The following is a 16,559-nucleotide window of genomic DNA, read 5'->3' on the forward strand; positions in this document are numbered from 1 at the left end:
ATCGGGCGCGAGAGAGGAGAGAGATGCTCAAACTGGTCATCCCCAAAGGCAGCCTGGAGAACACCACCCTGGAGATACTGCGCGACGCCGACCTCGCGGTGCGCAGGAGCGGAGACCGCGAGTACCACGCCGCCATCGACGACCCCCGTATCGAGCAGGTGAGGATCCTGCGCCCCCAGGAGATCCCCAAGTACGTGGAGGACGGTTTCTTCGACCTGGGCATCACCGGATACGACTGGATAAGGGAGTCGAGGGCGCAGGTGGAGGAGGTGGCGGATCTGCCCTACACCAAGACGGCGGTGGGGACGGTGGTGCGGGTGGTGTTAGCGGTGGCGGGAGACTCTCCTTACCGAGAGCCCAGAGACCTGCCCGACGGCGTGCGGGTATCCACCGAGTACCCCAACCTGGTGGCGGATTACTTCCGGGAGCTGGGGATCAAGGCCAACATCTATCTCTCCTACGGCGCCACCGAGGCTAAGGTCCCCGAGATGGCGGACGCGGTGGTGGAGCTGACCGAGACCGGAGGCACCCTGCGCAAGCACGGGCTGCGCATCATCGACACGGTGCTGGAGTCCACCACGCGCCTGATCGCCAACCGCGAGAGCTACGCCGAACCCCGGAAGCGAGAGCTCATGGAGGAGCTGCGCCTGCTCATCCTGGGAGCGCTCAACGCCCGCGGCAAGGTGCTCATAAAGTTCAACGTGGCGGAGAAGGACCTGGAGGAGGTGGTGAGAGCGCTCCCCTCCCTCAAGGCGCCCACCCTTTCCAGGCTGCACGGCGAGGGCTATTACGCCGTGGAGAGCGTGGTGGAGAAGAAGGGCATCAACCTCCTCATCCCGGAGCTGGTGAAAAAGGGCGCCGAGGACATCATCGAGCTGCCCATCTCCAAGATAATCGCCTGAGAGAAAGGGGGACGGTCATGGCGGCGCTGCAGGAAAGGGCGGACCTGCTCCTGGAGCGGTGGAAGCAGGAACTGCAACGCCTTCCCCTGCCGGCGCACGTGCAGGTGACCGGGGGAGAGGCGGGCGAGAGGATGGAGAAGCTGGCGGTCTCGCTGGTGGCCGTGGTGGACGACGAGGATTTCACGCGCCAGTTCGAGCCCGGCGGAGAGAGTTACGTCATCGCGGAGGAACTGGGCAGGCAGCGCAGGCAACAGGGCTACTCCATCGAGGAGCTGGTGCAGGAACACGTGATCATGCGCAACGAGTTCTGGAACCTCTTCCGGGAGCAGGTGGACCTGAAGTACGTGGTGGATTTCCAGCTCGAGAAGCGCGTCAACTCCTGCTTCGACCTGCTGCTGCAGGCCGCCGCCTCCGCCTACCATTACGAACACTCCAGGGAGATAATGGAAAACCCACTGCGGGACCGCGACACAGGTATATACAACAAGAACTATTTCCACGGCCGCATGATCGAGGAGTTGCGGCGTTCGGTGCGCTACGCGCACGACATCACCCTGGTCCTCTTCGAGATCGGCAATTATGCCTCCGTGCTGGAGGCGGAGGGCTCGGAGAGGACGCGGGAGCTCCTGCGCTCCGTGGCCTCCGCCCTGGTGCGCATGACCAGGGACTGCGACGTGGTGGCCAGGTTGGGGGAGGGGAGCTTCGCGGTGCTCCTCCCCGAGACGGGGTGGCGCGGGGGCAAGGTGATGTCCGAGCGCCTGTGCCGGTACTTCCAGAGCGAGCTGAGGGAGTCCGCTGCCGGCATGCCGCTGGAGTTCTTCTGGGGCTTGGCGTCCTTCCCCGAGGAGGTGCGTTTCCCTGAAAAGCTCTATGCCTGCGCCGTGGAGGCCATGAGGCAGGCCCGCGACCTTCCCGCGGGAGAGATAGCGGTATACCGTGGGACGGAGAGCAGCGGAGGGTCATGAGTTGGCGGTAAAACTGATTGCCGATCCCCACGGCCGTTTCGAGGACCTCCCCCGGGAGGTTGGCTCCGGGGACACCCTCATCATCCTCGGAGACGTGCTCGACCTCATCGACTGGGCGGACATCAGCGGCATCCTCCCCGAGGTGGTGGGCAAGGATGCGCTGGTGGGGAAGCTCATGGCCGCGGCGGCCGCGGGGCCCCGGGCGGCGGTGGAGCTACGCGACGAGCTCCTGCGGCCGGACGGCGATTACTTCGCGCTCCTGGAGGAGCGCGTCCGGGAATCCTACCGCAGGTTCACCGCGACCCTGAGCCGCATGGATTGCAGAACCTACGTCATCTACGGCAACGGGGACATCCCCGGCGCGCTGGCCGCGGCCCTCGACGGCGCCGGGAACGCGGTGCTGGCTCCGGAGAGGGCGGAGATAGAGGGCCAGCGTTTCGGCTTCGTGCATGGCGCCCTCTACTCGCCGTTCATGATGCCCGCGGAGATGGACGACGAGGCCTACGGCAGGCGCCTGCGGGAGCTGGGGCCCGTGGACGTGCTGTGCACGCACATCCCCCCACGCGTGGAGGAGGCGGTGTTCGACGTGGTGGCGGGGCGGCCGGTGGAGGGGAGCGCGAGCCTGCTCGCCTACGTGGAGGAGCACCAGCCCGCATTCCTCTACCACGGACACGTACACCAGCCGGCCCGGCGCGAGCTGCGCATAGGCAGGACGCGGGTCGTCAACGTCGGGTACTATAAGCGTCAGGGCTACGTCCACCTGCACCGGGCATAGGGCGAGTCCCGGATGCCGTGAACCTCAGATCGTTCACTTACTGGGATATTATACCATCGTACCCCAAGGAGTCGGGACGCGGATCTTCATGCCCGAGCGTATGGATTGGAGGCGGGATGCGCGATGCGATGCGGCCATGTCTCGAGCCGTCTCTTCGTTCGCCGGTGCAGGTATCGATGATCCAGGTCCATCCCCCCAAGCCGGAAAGCCGCAGGCAGGACGGGGGTGCGTCTCCGCGGCCGCGTCGAACGGCCGATATCCGTGCGCATTCAGGAGATAGACCTATATAATTACATGCATGATTGCGTGCGTCGGCGGCGCGCGGCATCCGCGTGCGGCATGACCGGAGACAAGGACGCGCCTTCCGCCGTGGCGGCGGGAAGGGAGGGGCGGGGGAGGAGAAGCCGCGCGGTGCGCGGCCACGTCGGAGACAGGCCCTGGAAGCCCTTGGAGGATGGAGAGATGGAGTTCGACGCGCGGAGGCTGATGAGGGAGGAGGTGCGCGGCCTCCCGGTTTACAGTCCGGGCAAGTCCCCGGAGGAGGCGGCGCGGGAATACGGGGTGACGGACTGCGTGAAGATGGCTTCCAACGAGAACCCCCTGGGACCCTCGCCCCTGGCGGTGGAGGCGGCGAAGGCCGCGCTGTCCATGGCCCATGTATATCCCGACGGCGACTGCACGCGGCTGCGCGCGGCCCTCTCCCGGCGGCTGGGGATCCCGGATAGCTGCATCCTGGTGGGCCACGGCGCGGACGAGATCTTCGACCTCCTGGCCTACGCCTTCCTGGGACGGGACGACGAGGTGGTGGTGGGCGACCCCACCTTCAGCTCCTACGAGCTGGCGGCGCTGACCATGGGGGCGAGGGTGCGCAAGGTGCCCCTGCGCGACTACCGCCAGGACGTCCCGGCCATGCTCGACGCCATGGGCGCGCGCACCCGCATGGCCGTGCTCTGCTCCCCTCTCAACCCCACCGGGACCACGGTCAGCAGGGCGGAGCTGGAGGAGATGCTGGAATGCCTGCCCCGCGACGTGCTCCTGGTGTTGGACGAGGCCTACGTGGAATACGTCACCGATCCCGGGCACCCGGATGCGCTGGGATATTTTTTCGGTAATCCGCGGCTGGTGATCACCCGCACCTTCTCCAAGGCTTACGGGCTGGCAGGCCTGCGCGTGGGCTATGCCGTCTGCGACCCCACGGTGAGGGAGGCGCTGGAGAAGGTGAAGCTGCCCTTCAACGTGAACCGCATCGCCCAGGAAGCGGCCCTGGCAGCCCTGGAGGACGAAGAACACGTGCGCAGGTCGCGCGAGGCCAACGAGCGAGGGAAGGAGAGGCTCTACCGCCTCTTCGACGAGCTGGGCATGGCCTACGTCCCCACCCAGGCCAATTTCATCCTGGTGGAGAACGGGCCCTACCCGGACCTCTTCCTGCGCCTGCTGCGGCGCGGGGTCATCGTGCGGGACGGGGGCGCCCTGGGGGTGCCCGGCCACGTGCGCATCACCATCGGCGACGAGGCGCAGAACGACCGCCTGGAGAAGGCCCTGCGCGAGATCGCGGAGGGGGGTTAGAGGCCGCCCATGCCGCTGATAGGTGAGCGCCAGGGAGGGATTCCCGGGAAGGAGCGGCTTTTCGTCTTCCTCGACGGCCTGGAGTTCATCGCCGGCACCGAGGCCTACGCGGAGTTCCTGGAGCCTCTGCTCGCCTTCGGCTCCTACCGTTACTACAAGAACCGCCTGGACGAGAGCCGCCTCCTGCTGGAGCGCATCGGGGGAGCGCACGCGGTTTTTCTGGACTGGTCCAACCTTGACGCGGAGGTGCTGGAGGCCTGCGGCAACCTGGAAATAGTTTCCTATATAGGAGTGGGGGCCGCCAACTTCGTGGACATCGAGGCGGCCACGGCGCGGGGGATCGTGGTCACCAACACCCCCGACTATGGGAACCGCAGCGTGGCCGAGCACGCCCTGGGCCTGGCCCTGGCGGTGGCCAGGCATGTGGCGCGGGGCGACCGCGACCTCAGGCGGGGGGAGTGGACGTCTGCCGCCCTGGAGGGGGTGCAGCTGGCGGGCAGGAGCGTGGGCCTGGTGGGCATGGGGGCGGTGGGGAGCGAGATGGCCAGGCTCTGCCATGCCTTGGGGATGAGGGTGTACTATCATGACCCGTGCCGCAGGCCGGAGATGGAGGACATCGCTGCTTGGCTGGGGTTGGACGACCTGCTGTCCACCTGCGACCTCGTGAGCCTGCACGTGGCGCTGACGCCCGAGACGCGCGGTCTCATCGGCGAGCGGGAGATCGCCCTCATGCGCCCCGACGCCATCCTGGTCAACACCAGCCGGGGAGAGGTGCTGGACCTCTCGGCCTTGGCGGCCGCCCTGCGGGAAAAGCGACTGCGGGGGGCGGGGCTGGACAACTACCCCGGTGAGCCGCGGCCCGACCTGCGCGAGCTCGTGGAGCTGGACAACGTGGTGCTCACCCCGCACATCGCCTTCAACACCCGGGAGGCCAAGGACCGCATGACCGCCATCGCGGTGGAGAACGTGGTGGCCTTCTACCGCGGCGAGCCCCGCAACGTCATGAACCCGGCCGCTCTCCGTCCCCGCTGAGAGCCGGGAGGCTCCCGGGGGAAGGGATGGCACTAGGGCGGGCATGGCCTCGGTCCCCGGGACGGTGCCCCGGGGGAGGGTTGGCAAGGCGGGAGAAGAGGCCGGCCGTGGGTGCCAGGCGGCGAGACGGGAAGGGCGCGGGGAGGGTGAGGAGGTCAGGCCGTCCCGAGGCCCGCGGCGCGGAGGAGGAGGTCCCGCCGTGCGCCGCGGGGAGCCGGCGACACGCGGCCGCTCGCGGACGTTCAAGGGCGGCGCAAAAAAACCCGAGAGAAAGGGAAAAAGAAAAGAGGAAAGCGGAGGCCGCGGAGCGGGGAGGAAGTCCCCGGGCGCCGTCCGCGGGGTGGAGAGGCCGGACGGAAGCGCCTTACGGCCGCGCAGGGCCCTGCCTCTTCCCGGAGCCGTCGGGTGTGGGGAGGGGCGCCGGGAGAGGGAACGAAGGGCCGGCCGTTCCTCCTCCCGAGGTGGCGTCGGTGGCCGCGGGAGCCGGGAAGAAGCGAGCGGAAGGAGTGGGTGAGATGTCGCGCCGCAAGCAACTGACGGTGGTCATCCCCTCCTACTGGGGGAGGAGTTCGGGCGAGCCCCTCAACGAGGAGGACGCCGTTTACGACCATCCCACGCCCCTGGACGCCGGAGGCACCCTGGCGCGCGCCCTGGAGAGCGTGCGCATCCTGAGGTACCGGGACTTCCGGGTGGTGGTGCTGGGCGCGGCCACCCATCCCGACCTGGAGGCGGAGGTGGAGGAAAAGCTGCGGGGGATCGTCGCGCCCTTCCGCAGGCACTATCCCCTCGCCCTTCTCACCCACCGGCAAGAGAGGGAGATGATACATATCCTGGAAGATAATGGCATGGAAGCGCATGCCCGTTTCGTCTCCCTGCGGGGATATTCCAACATCCGGAATTTCTGCCTCATCGCGGCCCATCTTACCGGGGCGGAGGCGGCGGTGCTCTTCGACGACGACCAGGTATACGAGGACCCCTACTACCTCCACAAGGTGGCGCAGAACATAGGCGAGGACGGGGGCGGGGGACCCATCCTCGGCATCGCCGGCTACTACGTCAACCCGGACGGCAGCTACCGCGTGCCTCCCAACCGCGACCCCGTGCTCGCGGAGTGGCCGGCCGCGGAGCGCATGAACCTCGCCTTCGACATCATCGCCGGCGGAGAGAGGCTCAAGCCCACGCCGTGGGTGTTCGGCGGCAACATGGTCATCCACCGCGGCCTTTTCATGCGCGTGGCCTTCGATCCCCTGGTGACGCGGGGAGAGGACATAGATTACCTGGTGAACGCCAGGTTCCTCGGCCACCTCTTCCTCCTCGACAACACCCTCTGGATCCGCCACCTGCCTCCCCCCAAGACGGCGCCTCTCTGGCGCAGGTTCCGGGAGGACCTGGACCGCTTCATCTACAGCCGCGCCAAGCTGCGATGCCAGGTGCCGGTAGAGGAGGCGGCGCGTAGGGTGGAGGTGGAGGAGCTCGACCCCTACCCGGGTCGTTTTCTCCGCGACGACCTCGAGGACCTCATCTTCCGCACCGTCGTGCTCATGGCCCTGCACTACCTCTCGCAGGGGGACGCCAAGGGATACGAGGAGTGCATGCGCAACCTCCTGCGCGCGCGCTCTCCGGAATGGATACCCGATAACCCCTTCCTCGCCTACATGGAGTGGCGCCGCGGGTGGGAGGGTTTCATGCACGCGGCGGGGGAGAGCGGGGAGCTGCGCGCGGTGGTGGAAGAGGCTTTCGATGACCGGGGTTGATGCCTGATGGGAGAGTCGCGCAGCGTACTGGACCCCGAGGTCATACGCCGCTGCCAGGACATAGGTTGCGCGGATATCCTGGTGGGCATACCGAGCTTCCGCAACGCCGACACCATCGCCCACGTGGTGCGCACCGCAGCCGAGGGCATGGTGAGGTACTTCCCGGGCTTGCGGCCGGTGATCGTGAACTCCGACGGGGGCTCCACCGACGACACCGTGCGGGTGGTCCTGGACACCCCGGTCCCACCGGAGGTGGAGAAGATCGTCACCCCCTACAAGGGGCTGCCCGGCAAGGGCTCGGCCTTCAACGCCATCTTCGAGGTCGCTTCCCGGCTCCGGGCGCGCATCTGCGTGGTGGTGGACTCCGACCTGCGCAGCATCACCCCGGAGTGGATCCGACTGCTGGGAGAGCCGGTGTGGAAGAACAGCTACGGCTTCGTGGCCCCTTACTACATACGCCACAAGTACGACGGCACCATCACCAACTGCCTGGCCTACCCCCTGACCCAGGCCCTCTACGGAAGGCGCATCCGCCAGCCCATCGGGGGAGACTTCGGCTTCACCGGCTCCCTGGCCCTGCTCTACTCGCACATGGACGTGTGGAAGTCGGACATCGCCAAGTTCGGCATCGACATCTGGATGACCACCACCGCCATCACCGAGGGTTTCCGCATCTGCCAGTCGGCTATGGGGGTCAAGATACACAACGTGAAGGACCCCGGAAGCGACCTCGGCTCCATGTTCAGGCAGGTGGCCTCCACCATCTTCTACCTCATGGGGGTGCACGAGGTGAAATGGATGCAGGTGAAGGGGTCCACGGCTACGCGCGTCTTCGGGGACCCGCGCTACATCGAGCCAGAGGCCATGGAGGTGAACGTGGAGAACCTCATCGACCACTTCCAGAGCGGTTTCGAGGGATACCAGGAGCTGTGGGAGGATGTGCTGGAGCCGTCCAACATGATGGAGGTCTCTTTCGCGAGGATGGCGGAGAAAGAGGAAGATTTTACCTTTCCGGACAAGTTGTGGGCGAAGATCGTCTATGACTTCGCGGTGGCCTACAACTTCGACTGCGAGGTATCGAGGCGGGAACTCGTCGACTCCCTCGTGCCCCTGTACTGCGCGCGCACCGCCGACAGCGCCATCCGCACGCGCAACATGACCAGCATGGAGGCGGAGTATTTTGTGCAGCGCCAGGCGGAGGAGTTCGAGTGGTTCAAGCCCTACTTGGTGGAGAAGTGGTTGAGGGCCAAGGCCCTGGCCGGGGGAGCACCCATTGACAGCCTCCCCGTCAGCGGCTGAAGGTCCGCGGGCGACTTCCTCCCCGCTCCCGAGGCCCCGCGCCGCCGGGGTATCCGCTCCCCCCATCCCTTAGCTGTTCCATCACGCGCCCGTTGCGGGCATGGGCGCGCCCGAATCCCGCGGCCCCGCGCCGCCGGGGTATCCGCTCCCCGCCCTTGCGGCGCGCCCACCCGGCCGCCCCGCCACCCGTATGACGCTGGGAGACCGTGCGGGCCCCACAAGTTGTGTCCGCGCGGCGGCATGCGGCACAGGATGTTGATCTCCCAAAAAAAGTCCCTCAGGGTGGTTGATTTTCCCTTTCATATGGTCGAATATAGAGGCATAATGGAGGAAAATGGTTTGGTATGGAGTATAATGGAGTAAAGGAAGGGGCTACGTGGAGCTCCGGTGGCGGCATCCGGGGGAGAGAGGGGGCTCTCGCGAAGGCCGGGGGAGCGGAAGAGGGAAGAGATGATGTTCTTCGGGTCCTTCGAACACGCGCTTGACGACAAGGGGCGCATCATCATGCCCTCCAGGTTCCGCGCCCGGCTCGCGGAGGGAGTGGTCATGGCGCGCTGGATTGAGCAGTGCGTGGCGGTGTTCCCCCGCGGCGAGTTCGAGAAGATGGCGGAGCGCATCCAGGCCCTGCCCGAGGGAAGCGCCGAGAAGCGCGAGTTCGTGCGCGTGCTCTTCGGCCATGCCTTCGAGGCCGTTCCCGACCGCCAGGGGAGGATCACCATCCCCCCCAAGCTGAGGGAGGTGGCGGGGCTCGACCGCGAGGTCGAGGTGGTGGGGATGATGAACCGCGTGGAGATATGGGACCGCCGACGCTGGCAGGAATCCACCCAGGGAGGACTGGAGCGTTTCGAGCAGACGGCGGAGAAACTTTCGGAGATGGGATTTTGAGGCCGGTACGCGGGGAGGTCGGCGCATGTTGGAGTTGATCGCGCAGGGCCGCCGCCGTTGGCCGTACAACCGAGGGGAGGCGCGCCGTACCCTGCGCCACCTACTGGAAACAAATGGGCGAAGGTGATGCCAGGCATGTACCCGTCATGCTCTCGGAGGTCGTGGACATACTGCGCCCCCGACCGGGCAGGGTGTACGTGGACGCCACGGTGGGAGAGGGCGGGCATGCCCTGGCTCTGCTGGAAGAAATGGGGGGGAAGGGTTGCCTGATCGGGCTGGACAGGGACGAAGCGGCGCTGAGCGTGGCGCGGGAACGCCTGCGGCCCTACGCGGTCAGCGTGCTCCTGGTGCACGCGGACTTCTCGCGGCTGGAGGAAGTGCTGGAGGAGGCGGGCGTGGAGGCGCCACACGGCATCCTCTTCGATCTCGGGGTATCCTCGCTGCAACTGGAGGAGGCGGAGAGGGGGTTCTCTTTCCGCTACCCGGCGCGACTGGACATGCGCATGGACCGCAGCCGGGAACTCGACGCCTGGAAGGTGGTGAACGGCTATGAGGAGAGAGAGCTGGCGCGCATTATCCGCGCATACGGCGAGGAGCGTTGGGCTCCCCGTATCGCTCGGAACATCGCTCTCGCGAGAAAGCGCGCGCCCATCGACACCACGGATCGACTTGCTGAGATTGTGAGGGATTCCATCCCCGCGGCGGCGCGCCGCAGGGGAGGACATCCCGCGAGGAGGACCTTTCAGGCCCTGCGTATGGAGGTGAACGGGGAGTTGCGCGAGCTCGAGGCGGCCCTGCCGCAGGCGGTTAGGGTCCTGCGGGACGGGGGACGGATGGCGGTCATCTCCTACCATTCCCTGGAGGACCGGATGGTGAAGCGGTTCCTCGCCGCGCGCGGCTCGCGCTGTCCGTGTCCTCCCGAAGGGGAGGGCTGCCGCTGCGGGGCCCGGGAGGAACTGCGCATACTGACCCCAGGACCCCTCACTCCGTCACAGGCAGAGGTGTCCGGGAACCCCAGGGCCCGCAGCGCCAAGCTGCGGGCGGCGGAGAAGAGGAAGGCTTGACCATGTCCCTGGCCGTGGAGTGGAGATATCCCTCCGAGGCGGCGGAGCGGGAAGCGAGGCCGAGGCCGCGCGAGGCGGCGGAGCGCCCCCGCCGCGGAGAGGCCGAGAGGCGCCGCACGCGCCTCGTATTCGCATGCTTCTCCTGCGTGGCTGCCTTCGTCTGCGGCCTGCTGCTGCTCTCGGTGTTCCTGCACGTCATGGTGGTGCAGGACGAGGTGAGGACCAGGGAGCTGGAGAAAAGGATAGAGCTGGAGAGGCGCCGGCAGGAGTCGCTGCGGGTGGAGATAGCCTCACTGGAGGCGCCGAGGAGGATAGAGCGCATCGCGGTGGAGGAGCTGAAGATGGAACGGGTCTCCGGCGCCGTGTACCTAGAGACGCCCGCTTTCCGGACGGCCAGGAAGGACGGCGGGAGATCGGAAGGCGTCGGGGAGGGGATGGTGAGCGACGCCTCTTCGGGAGGAGGTCTGTAGAGTACCGCAGCGGAGCAGTCGAAAGGTCATGCGACGCGGGGCGGCGAACCCAAATATAAGGCCGTGACCCGGCATACACATAAAAAGAGGCATCCAGGGAGGACGAGATGTCAAATGCTGGTAAGGGGTATGCCAGGGTGAACCTGGCAGCCCTGGTGTTGTTCCTCGCGCTCGGCGCCGTCGCCTACCGCCTCGTGGACCTCCAGCTGGTCAGGGCCGGCCGCCTCAGCGACCTCGCCGAGGAGCAGCGACAGCGCCTCGCCGACCTCGAGCCCACCCGGGGATGCATCCTGGACCGCGACGGAGAGGTGCTGGCCATCAGCAAGGAGGCCTATTCCGTCTATGCCACCCCTTACCTGGTGGAGGACCCCGAGTTGGCGGCGGCGGAGCTCTCCCTGGTGCTCCAGAAGCCGCGCCAGGAGCTGGAGGAGAAGCTGCGCTCGCAGGGAGGGTTCGTGTATCTGGAGCGCAAGGTGAGCCCGGAGACGGCGGAGGAGATCGATTCCCTCGGCCTGGCCGGCATCGGCCTGGAGAAGGAGAGCAAGAGGGTCTACCCCCAGGGTTCGCTGGCGTGCCACGTCCTGGGATACGTGGGCACGGACAACGTGGGACTGGCGGGTATCGAGCTGCAGTACGACGCGGTCCTGGCGGGCGAAAGAGGGGAGGTGGCGGTGGAGCTCGATCCCATGGGCGACCCCATTCCCGGCGTCACCAGGGTGATCAGGCGGCCCGTGGACGGCAGCGACGTCCAGCTTACCATTGATTCCCAGATACAGTTCAAGCTGCAGGAGGAGCTGGCGCGCTCCGTGCGGGAGAGTGGGGCCCTCAACGGAACCGGGGTGGTCATGGACTGCCGCACGGGCGAGATCCTGGCCATGGCCGTGTACCCCGACTTCGACGCCAATCTCTTCCCCTCCGTGCCCGCGGAGACGGCGCGGACCAGGCCGGTGACCGACGCCTTCGAGCCCGGGTCGGTGCTCAAGATGGTCACCGCCATGGCCGCCCTCCAGGAGCGCACGGTGGCCACCGCCTCGGTGATCAACGTGCCCCCGTCCATAAAGATCGGCGAATACGAGTTCAAGGACGATCACCCCATGCCCAGGGACGACCTCACCTTCGCTGAGGTCATCGCCTACTCCTCCAACCTGGGGACCATCAAGACCGCCCAGGCATTGGGCAAGGATAAGCTGGCCTCGTATCTGGAGGCCTGCGGGCTGGGGAAGCCCACGGGGATCGATTTTCCCGGGGAATCCGCGGGTTTGGTTCCCGCTCCGGAGAAGTGGTCCCTCACCTCGCTGCCCACCGTCTCCATCGGACAGGGGATCTCCGTGACCCCCCTGCAGCTCGCCTGCATCACCGCGCTCATCGCCAACGGGGGGACCAGGGTCACCCCTCACCTCCTGCGCCGCGAGATAGGCCCGGAGGGCGAGGAGGAGGAGTACGAGGCGCCGGAGGGCGAGCGGGTGCTCTCCGCCAACACCGCGGCATCCCTGCGTCACGTGCTGGGGGAGGTGGTGAGGATCGGCACGGGGACCCGCGCCGCCATGACCCTGTACAACTGCGCCGGGAAGACCGGAACGGCCATGAAGCCGGACCCCGCGGGCGGTTACCGCGAGGCGTACATCGCCACCTTCGCGGGCATGGCGCCCATGGAGGATCCCAGGTTGGTGGCGGTGATCGCCCTGGACGAGCCGGACGTCATCTACGGCGGGCTGGCGGCCGCGCCCTGCTTCTCGAGGGTCATGGAATCGGCCCTCCAGCATCTGGAAATAACTCCCAGCCTGGAGAAGGTCAACACCGGCGACAAGGTGGTGAGCGGAGAGTGAGGATGGGGGAGCTGGTGGGAGGGATCGCGGGCGTATCGCTCTTGAGGGGGGCGGAAAAGGAGGTTTCGGGAGTCGCCTACGACTCGCGCCGGGTGGGAAAAGGCGACCTCTTCGTGGCGGTCAGGGGGCTGCGCACCGACGGGCACCTCTATGTGGAAGAGGCCTTGGAGCGAGGAGCCGTCGCCCTGGTGGTTTGCGGCGACTGGGAGCGGGGCGCGGAAGTGCCGCCGGACGTCGCCCTGGCGAGGGCCGCGGACACGCGCCTCGCGCTGGCCCTGATCAGCGACCGCTATTACCGCCACCCCAGCGGCAGGCTGGCCCTGGTGGGGGTGACGGGCACCAACGGAAAGACCACCACCGCCCACCTGGTGGAGGCGGCGGCGGTACACTGCGGCCTGGTCTGCGGCCTGGTGGGCACGGTGTCCTACCGGGTGGCGGGAAGGGAGGTACCCGCGGTGCGCACCACCCCGGAGTCCACCGACCTGCAGGCCATGCTGGCGGAGATGGTGGAGGCAGGGTGCGCGGTGGCGAGCATGGAGGTCTCCTCCCACGCCCTGTCCCTGCGGCGCGTGGACGGCTGCGAGTTCGCGGTGGGCGTGTTCACCAACCTCACCCAGGACCACCTGGATTTCCACTCCGATATGGAGGATTACTACCGCAGCAAGGAGAGGCTCTTCTCCTCCCCTTCGCGGGGGGGACTGGGGGCGCACGCGGCGGCGGTGAACGTCGACGATCCCTACGGGAGGCGGGTGGCGGAACGGGCCGCGGGCAAGGTGCTCACCTACGGGACCTCGCGGGAAGCGGAGCTCAGGTGCGAGCTCCTGGAGGCGGGGCTCAAGCGCAGCCGGCTGGCGGTGGAGTACGAGGGAAGGCGCTGGGAGGGGGAGACCGCGATAACCGGCCGCTTCAACCTCCACAACATCCTCGCGGCGCTGGCGGCGAGCATCCTGCTGGACCTGGATCCGGAGCGCGCCCTGGAGGGCATCCTCTCCCACCCCGGGGTGCCGGGCCGCTTTCAGGCGGTGGAGGAAGGGCAGGATTTCGCGGTGGTGATCGATTACGCCCATACGCCGGATTCCCTGCGGCGCGTGCTGGAGGCGGCGCGGGAGATCGCCCGGGGGCGCGTGTTGGTGGTCTTCGGCTGCGGCGGCGACCGCGACCGCGGCAAGCGGCCGCTCATGGGGGAGGTGGCGGCGAAGCTGGCCGACCTGGCGTTCATCACCTCCGACAATCCCCGCAGCGAGGACCCCCTGGCCATCATCGCGCAGATCGAAAGGGGCGCGAGGGGAGCCTCCGGCGGGGGGAGCTACGAGGTGATCGAGGACCGCCGTGCGGCCATAAGGGCGGCGGTGGAGGCGGCCTCCGCCGGCGACGTGGTGGTGGTGGCGGGGAAGGGGCACGAGAGGGGGCAGGTGTTCTCCGACCGGGTGATCCCCTTCGACGACCTGGAGGAGGCCAGGATGGCCTTGCGGGAGAGAAAGGCAAGAGGTTGATAGCGGCAAGCGTCGAGGAAGTGGCGCGCGCGGCGGCGGGGACGGTGGTGTGGCCGGGAAACAAGCCACGGCGCCGGCTGAGGAAGGTGAGCACCGATACGCGCACCCTGGCCGGGGGCGAGCTCTTCATCGCCCTGCGGGGAAGACGCCATGACGCCCACGACTTCCTGGAAGAGGCGCTGCGGCGGGGGGCCGCGGCCTTGCTGGTGTCGAGGATAGAGCCTTCCATGCTGGACCTGGCGCGCGAGAGGGGCGCGGCGGTGGTACGGGTGCGCGGCACCATGGAGGCCTTGCGGCGCCTGGCTGCGTGGCAGAGAGAGCTGAGCGCGGCCAGGGTGATAGGGATAACCGGCTCCACCGGCAAGACCCTCACCAAGGACTTCACCGCCTCCGCGCTCTCGAGAGCGGGAGAGGTGGTGTCGGCGCGCGGCAGCTTCAACAACGAGATCGGCGTGCCCCTCACCATCCTGGAAGCGGGACCCGCTACCGATTTCCTGGTCCTGGAAATGGGAGCGCGGGGCAGGGGGCATATACGCCACCTGTGCGAGACGGCCCGTCCCGAGGTGGGGGTGATCACCAACGTGGGAGTGGCACACTTGCGCTATTTTCGCACCCGCGACAACCTGGCGCGCGCCAAGGGGGAGCTGCTGCAGTCGCTGCCCCGCGGCGGGAGGGCGGTGATCAACGGGGACGACGACTACGCCGGGCTGCTGCGGGAGATGAGCCCCTGCCCGGTGGTAGAATATGGTTTCTCTCCGCGCTGCAGGTTCAGGGCGCGGGAGGTGGAGGTGGACGACCAGGGGAGGGCGACTTTCGTGCTCAGCGAGAAAGGAGGTGGTAATGCCAGGGTCAGGCTGCCTCTGCCCGGCCGCCACAACGTGGAGAACGCCCTGGCGGCCGCGGCGGTGGGAAGGATCATGGGGGTTGACATGACAACTATCGTGGAGGGGCTGGAGAAGGCAAAGACGACGGGATGGAGGATGGAGATGATTACCAGACCGGACGAGATCACCATCATCAACGACGCCTACAACGCCAACCCCGTCTCCATGCGTTCCGCGCTCATGGCCCTGGGGGACATCTCGCGTGACCGCAGGGCCATCGCGGTGCTCGGGGATATGGGCGAACTGGGGCCGGTCTCCGAGAAAGCCCACGAGGAACTGGGGCGCATGGCCGTGGAATACGGCACGGACATCCTCATCACGGTGGGGAAGAAGGCCCGCCGCGCGGCCCAGGCGGCGTGCGAGCGAGGCCTTCCCAGGGGGAGCGTGTTTGCCACCGACGGGGTGGACAGGGCGGCGGAGATCCTGCGCGCCATCATGGAGCCCGGGGACGTGGTGCTCATCAAAGGCTCCCGCTTCCTGGGGCTGGAGAGGCTGGCGGAGCTGGTGGCGCGCCACCGGGTGGCATAGAATATCCGTCTGAAGGTCGCGCCGGCGAGCAGGCTGTCCCGCGCGGGGCGGGAAGGCCGGCGACCGGCACGGGGAGAGCGCGAGGAGGAGTCCCTTGTACAGGGTGATGGGCGCCTTGCTCCTGAGCCTGGTGATATGCATAACCTGCATGCCGTGGCTCATGGGCTGGCTGAGACGGCGGGGCATCGGGCAGTTCATACGCGAGGACGGCCCCCAAGCCCACCTGGCCAAGCAGGGGACGCCCACCATGGGAGGGATACTCATCGTCGCTTCGGCGCTGGTGGGTTTCCTGGCCATGGCGCAGAAGCTGCAGGCGGGCACCGGTTTCGCCCTCGGCCTGGCGCTGCTGGGCGGGGGACTACTGGGATTCGCCGACGACTACACCAAGCTGCGCTACGCCCGTTCCCTGGGACTGAAGGCGCGCAGCAAGCTCTTCTGGCAACTGGCGCTCTCGCTGGCCATCGCCTACCTGGCCACGCAGCGCTTCGGGGTGGACACCAGGCTCTATCTCTTCCGCAGGGACGCGGTCCTCTGCGACCTGGGCCCCTTCTATTATCTCCTGGTGTTCGTGATGGTCATCGGCGCCTCCAACGCCGTCAACCTCACCGACGGCCTGGACGGCCTGGCCGCGGGGTCCACCATCCTGGTGACCACCGCGTACATCCTCATCGCCTTCACCCAGTTCCGCAACCACCAGTATCTCTACACCCACGTGCAGGGCTCCCTGGACATCGCCATCTTCTGCGGCGCCCTCATGGGCGCCTGCATCGGTTTCCTGTGGTGGAACTCGCCTCCCGCCTACATCTTCATGGGAGACACCGGTTCCCTGGCGCTGGGCAGCAGCCTCGCGGCCATCGCCGTGCTCTCCAAGACCGAGCTGCTCCTGGCGGTGCTGGGGGGCATCTTCGTCCTCGAGGCGCTGTCGGTGATCGTCCAGGTGGCGGTGTTCAAGGCCACCCGCAGGCGCGTCTTCCGCATGGCGCCGCTCCACCACCACTTCGAGCTCAAGGGGTGGTCGGAGGTCACCACCTTGATCCGGCTGTGGATCGTGGCGGGCTTCTTCGTGGGGCTTGGCTTCATCATCTTCTACATCAACTACGTGGGGGGGAAGTGACG

14 protein-coding genes are annotated in these 16,559 nt (G+C 67.4%); all 14 read left to right on the top strand.

What is annotated here, in order from left to right; translation table 11 throughout:
- Positions 1–23 precede the first annotated feature (23 nt).
- Positions 24–902, top strand: a complete 879-nt coding sequence (locus tag H5T74_03470; protein ID MBC7229437.1) for an ATP phosphoribosyltransferase — start codon at positions 24–26, stop codon at positions 900–902.
- A 17-nt stretch (positions 903–919) separates the two neighbouring features.
- A complete protein-coding gene (locus H5T74_03475) occupies positions 920–1,867 on the top strand; it encodes a diguanylate cyclase (GenBank protein MBC7229438.1) in 948 nt (315 codons plus the stop codon).
- Position 1,868: 1 nt separating this feature from the next.
- A complete protein-coding gene (locus H5T74_03480; GenBank protein MBC7229439.1) occupies positions 1,869–2,642 on the top strand; it encodes a metallophosphoesterase family protein in 774 nt (257 codons plus the stop codon).
- Between the two features lie 486 nt (positions 2,643–3,128).
- Complete coding sequence (locus H5T74_03485) at positions 3,129–4,208, top strand: histidinol-phosphate transaminase (GenBank protein ID MBC7229440.1); 1,080 nt, start codon at positions 3,129–3,131, stop codon at positions 4,206–4,208.
- A 9-nt stretch (positions 4,209–4,217) separates the two neighbouring features.
- Positions 4,218–5,240 carry a hypothetical protein gene (locus tag H5T74_03490; GenBank protein ID MBC7229441.1) on the top strand — a complete coding sequence of 341 codons (1,023 nt, stop codon included), beginning with the start codon at positions 4,218–4,220 and terminating at the stop codon, positions 5,238–5,240.
- 515 nt (positions 5,241–5,755) lie between these two features.
- On the top strand, positions 5,756–6,994 hold the full coding sequence (locus H5T74_03495; protein ID MBC7229442.1) for a hypothetical protein: 1,239 nt from the start codon (positions 5,756–5,758) through the stop codon (positions 6,992–6,994).
- Positions 6,995–7,000: 6 nt separating this feature from the next.
- Complete coding sequence (locus H5T74_03500; GenBank protein MBC7229443.1) at positions 7,001–8,293, top strand: glycosyltransferase; 1,293 nt, start codon at positions 7,001–7,003, stop codon at positions 8,291–8,293.
- Between the two features lie 387 nt (positions 8,294–8,680).
- The gene (gene mraZ / locus H5T74_03505; GenBank protein MBC7229444.1) at positions 8,681–9,178 is read left to right on the top strand and encodes a division/cell wall cluster transcriptional repressor MraZ; all 498 of its coding nucleotides are present in this window, start codon (positions 8,681–8,683) and stop codon (positions 9,176–9,178) included.
- 113 nt (positions 9,179–9,291) lie between these two features.
- Positions 9,292–10,242, top strand: a complete 951-nt coding sequence (gene rsmH / locus H5T74_03510; protein ID MBC7229445.1) for a 16S rRNA (cytosine(1402)-N(4))-methyltransferase RsmH — start codon at positions 9,292–9,294, stop codon at positions 10,240–10,242.
- A gap of 2 nt (positions 10,243–10,244) precedes the next feature.
- Positions 10,245–10,712: a cell division protein FtsL gene (locus tag H5T74_03515; GenBank protein ID MBC7229446.1), complete on the top strand. Its 468-nt coding sequence runs from the start codon at positions 10,245–10,247 to the stop codon at positions 10,710–10,712.
- Between the two features lie 107 nt (positions 10,713–10,819).
- A complete protein-coding gene (locus tag H5T74_03520) occupies positions 10,820–12,538 on the top strand; it encodes a penicillin-binding protein 2 (protein ID MBC7229447.1) in 1,719 nt (572 codons plus the stop codon).
- A 2-nt stretch (positions 12,539–12,540) separates the two neighbouring features.
- Positions 12,541–14,031 carry a UDP-N-acetylmuramoyl-L-alanyl-D-glutamate--2,6-diaminopimelate ligase gene (locus H5T74_03525; GenBank protein MBC7229448.1) on the top strand — a complete coding sequence of 497 codons (1,491 nt, stop codon included), beginning with the start codon at positions 12,541–12,543 and terminating at the stop codon, positions 14,029–14,031.
- Positions 14,028–15,443 carry a UDP-N-acetylmuramoyl-tripeptide--D-alanyl-D-alanine ligase gene (murF, locus tag H5T74_03530; GenBank protein MBC7229449.1) on the top strand — a complete coding sequence of 472 codons (1,416 nt, stop codon included), beginning with the start codon at positions 14,028–14,030 and terminating at the stop codon, positions 15,441–15,443. Before H5T74_03525 ends, murF begins: the two co-directional genes overlap by 4 nt.
- A gap of 94 nt (positions 15,444–15,537) precedes the next feature.
- Positions 15,538–16,557 (top strand): phospho-N-acetylmuramoyl-pentapeptide-transferase, encoded by a 1,020-nt coding sequence (gene mraY / locus H5T74_03535; protein MBC7229450.1) that lies wholly within the window; start codon positions 15,538–15,540, stop codon positions 16,555–16,557.
- Positions 16,558–16,559 lie beyond the last annotated feature (2 nt).

Source organism: Actinomycetota bacterium (assembly GCA_014360645.1).
GTDB lineage: Bacteria > Actinomycetota > Geothermincolia > Geothermincolales > RBG-13-55-18 > Solincola_B.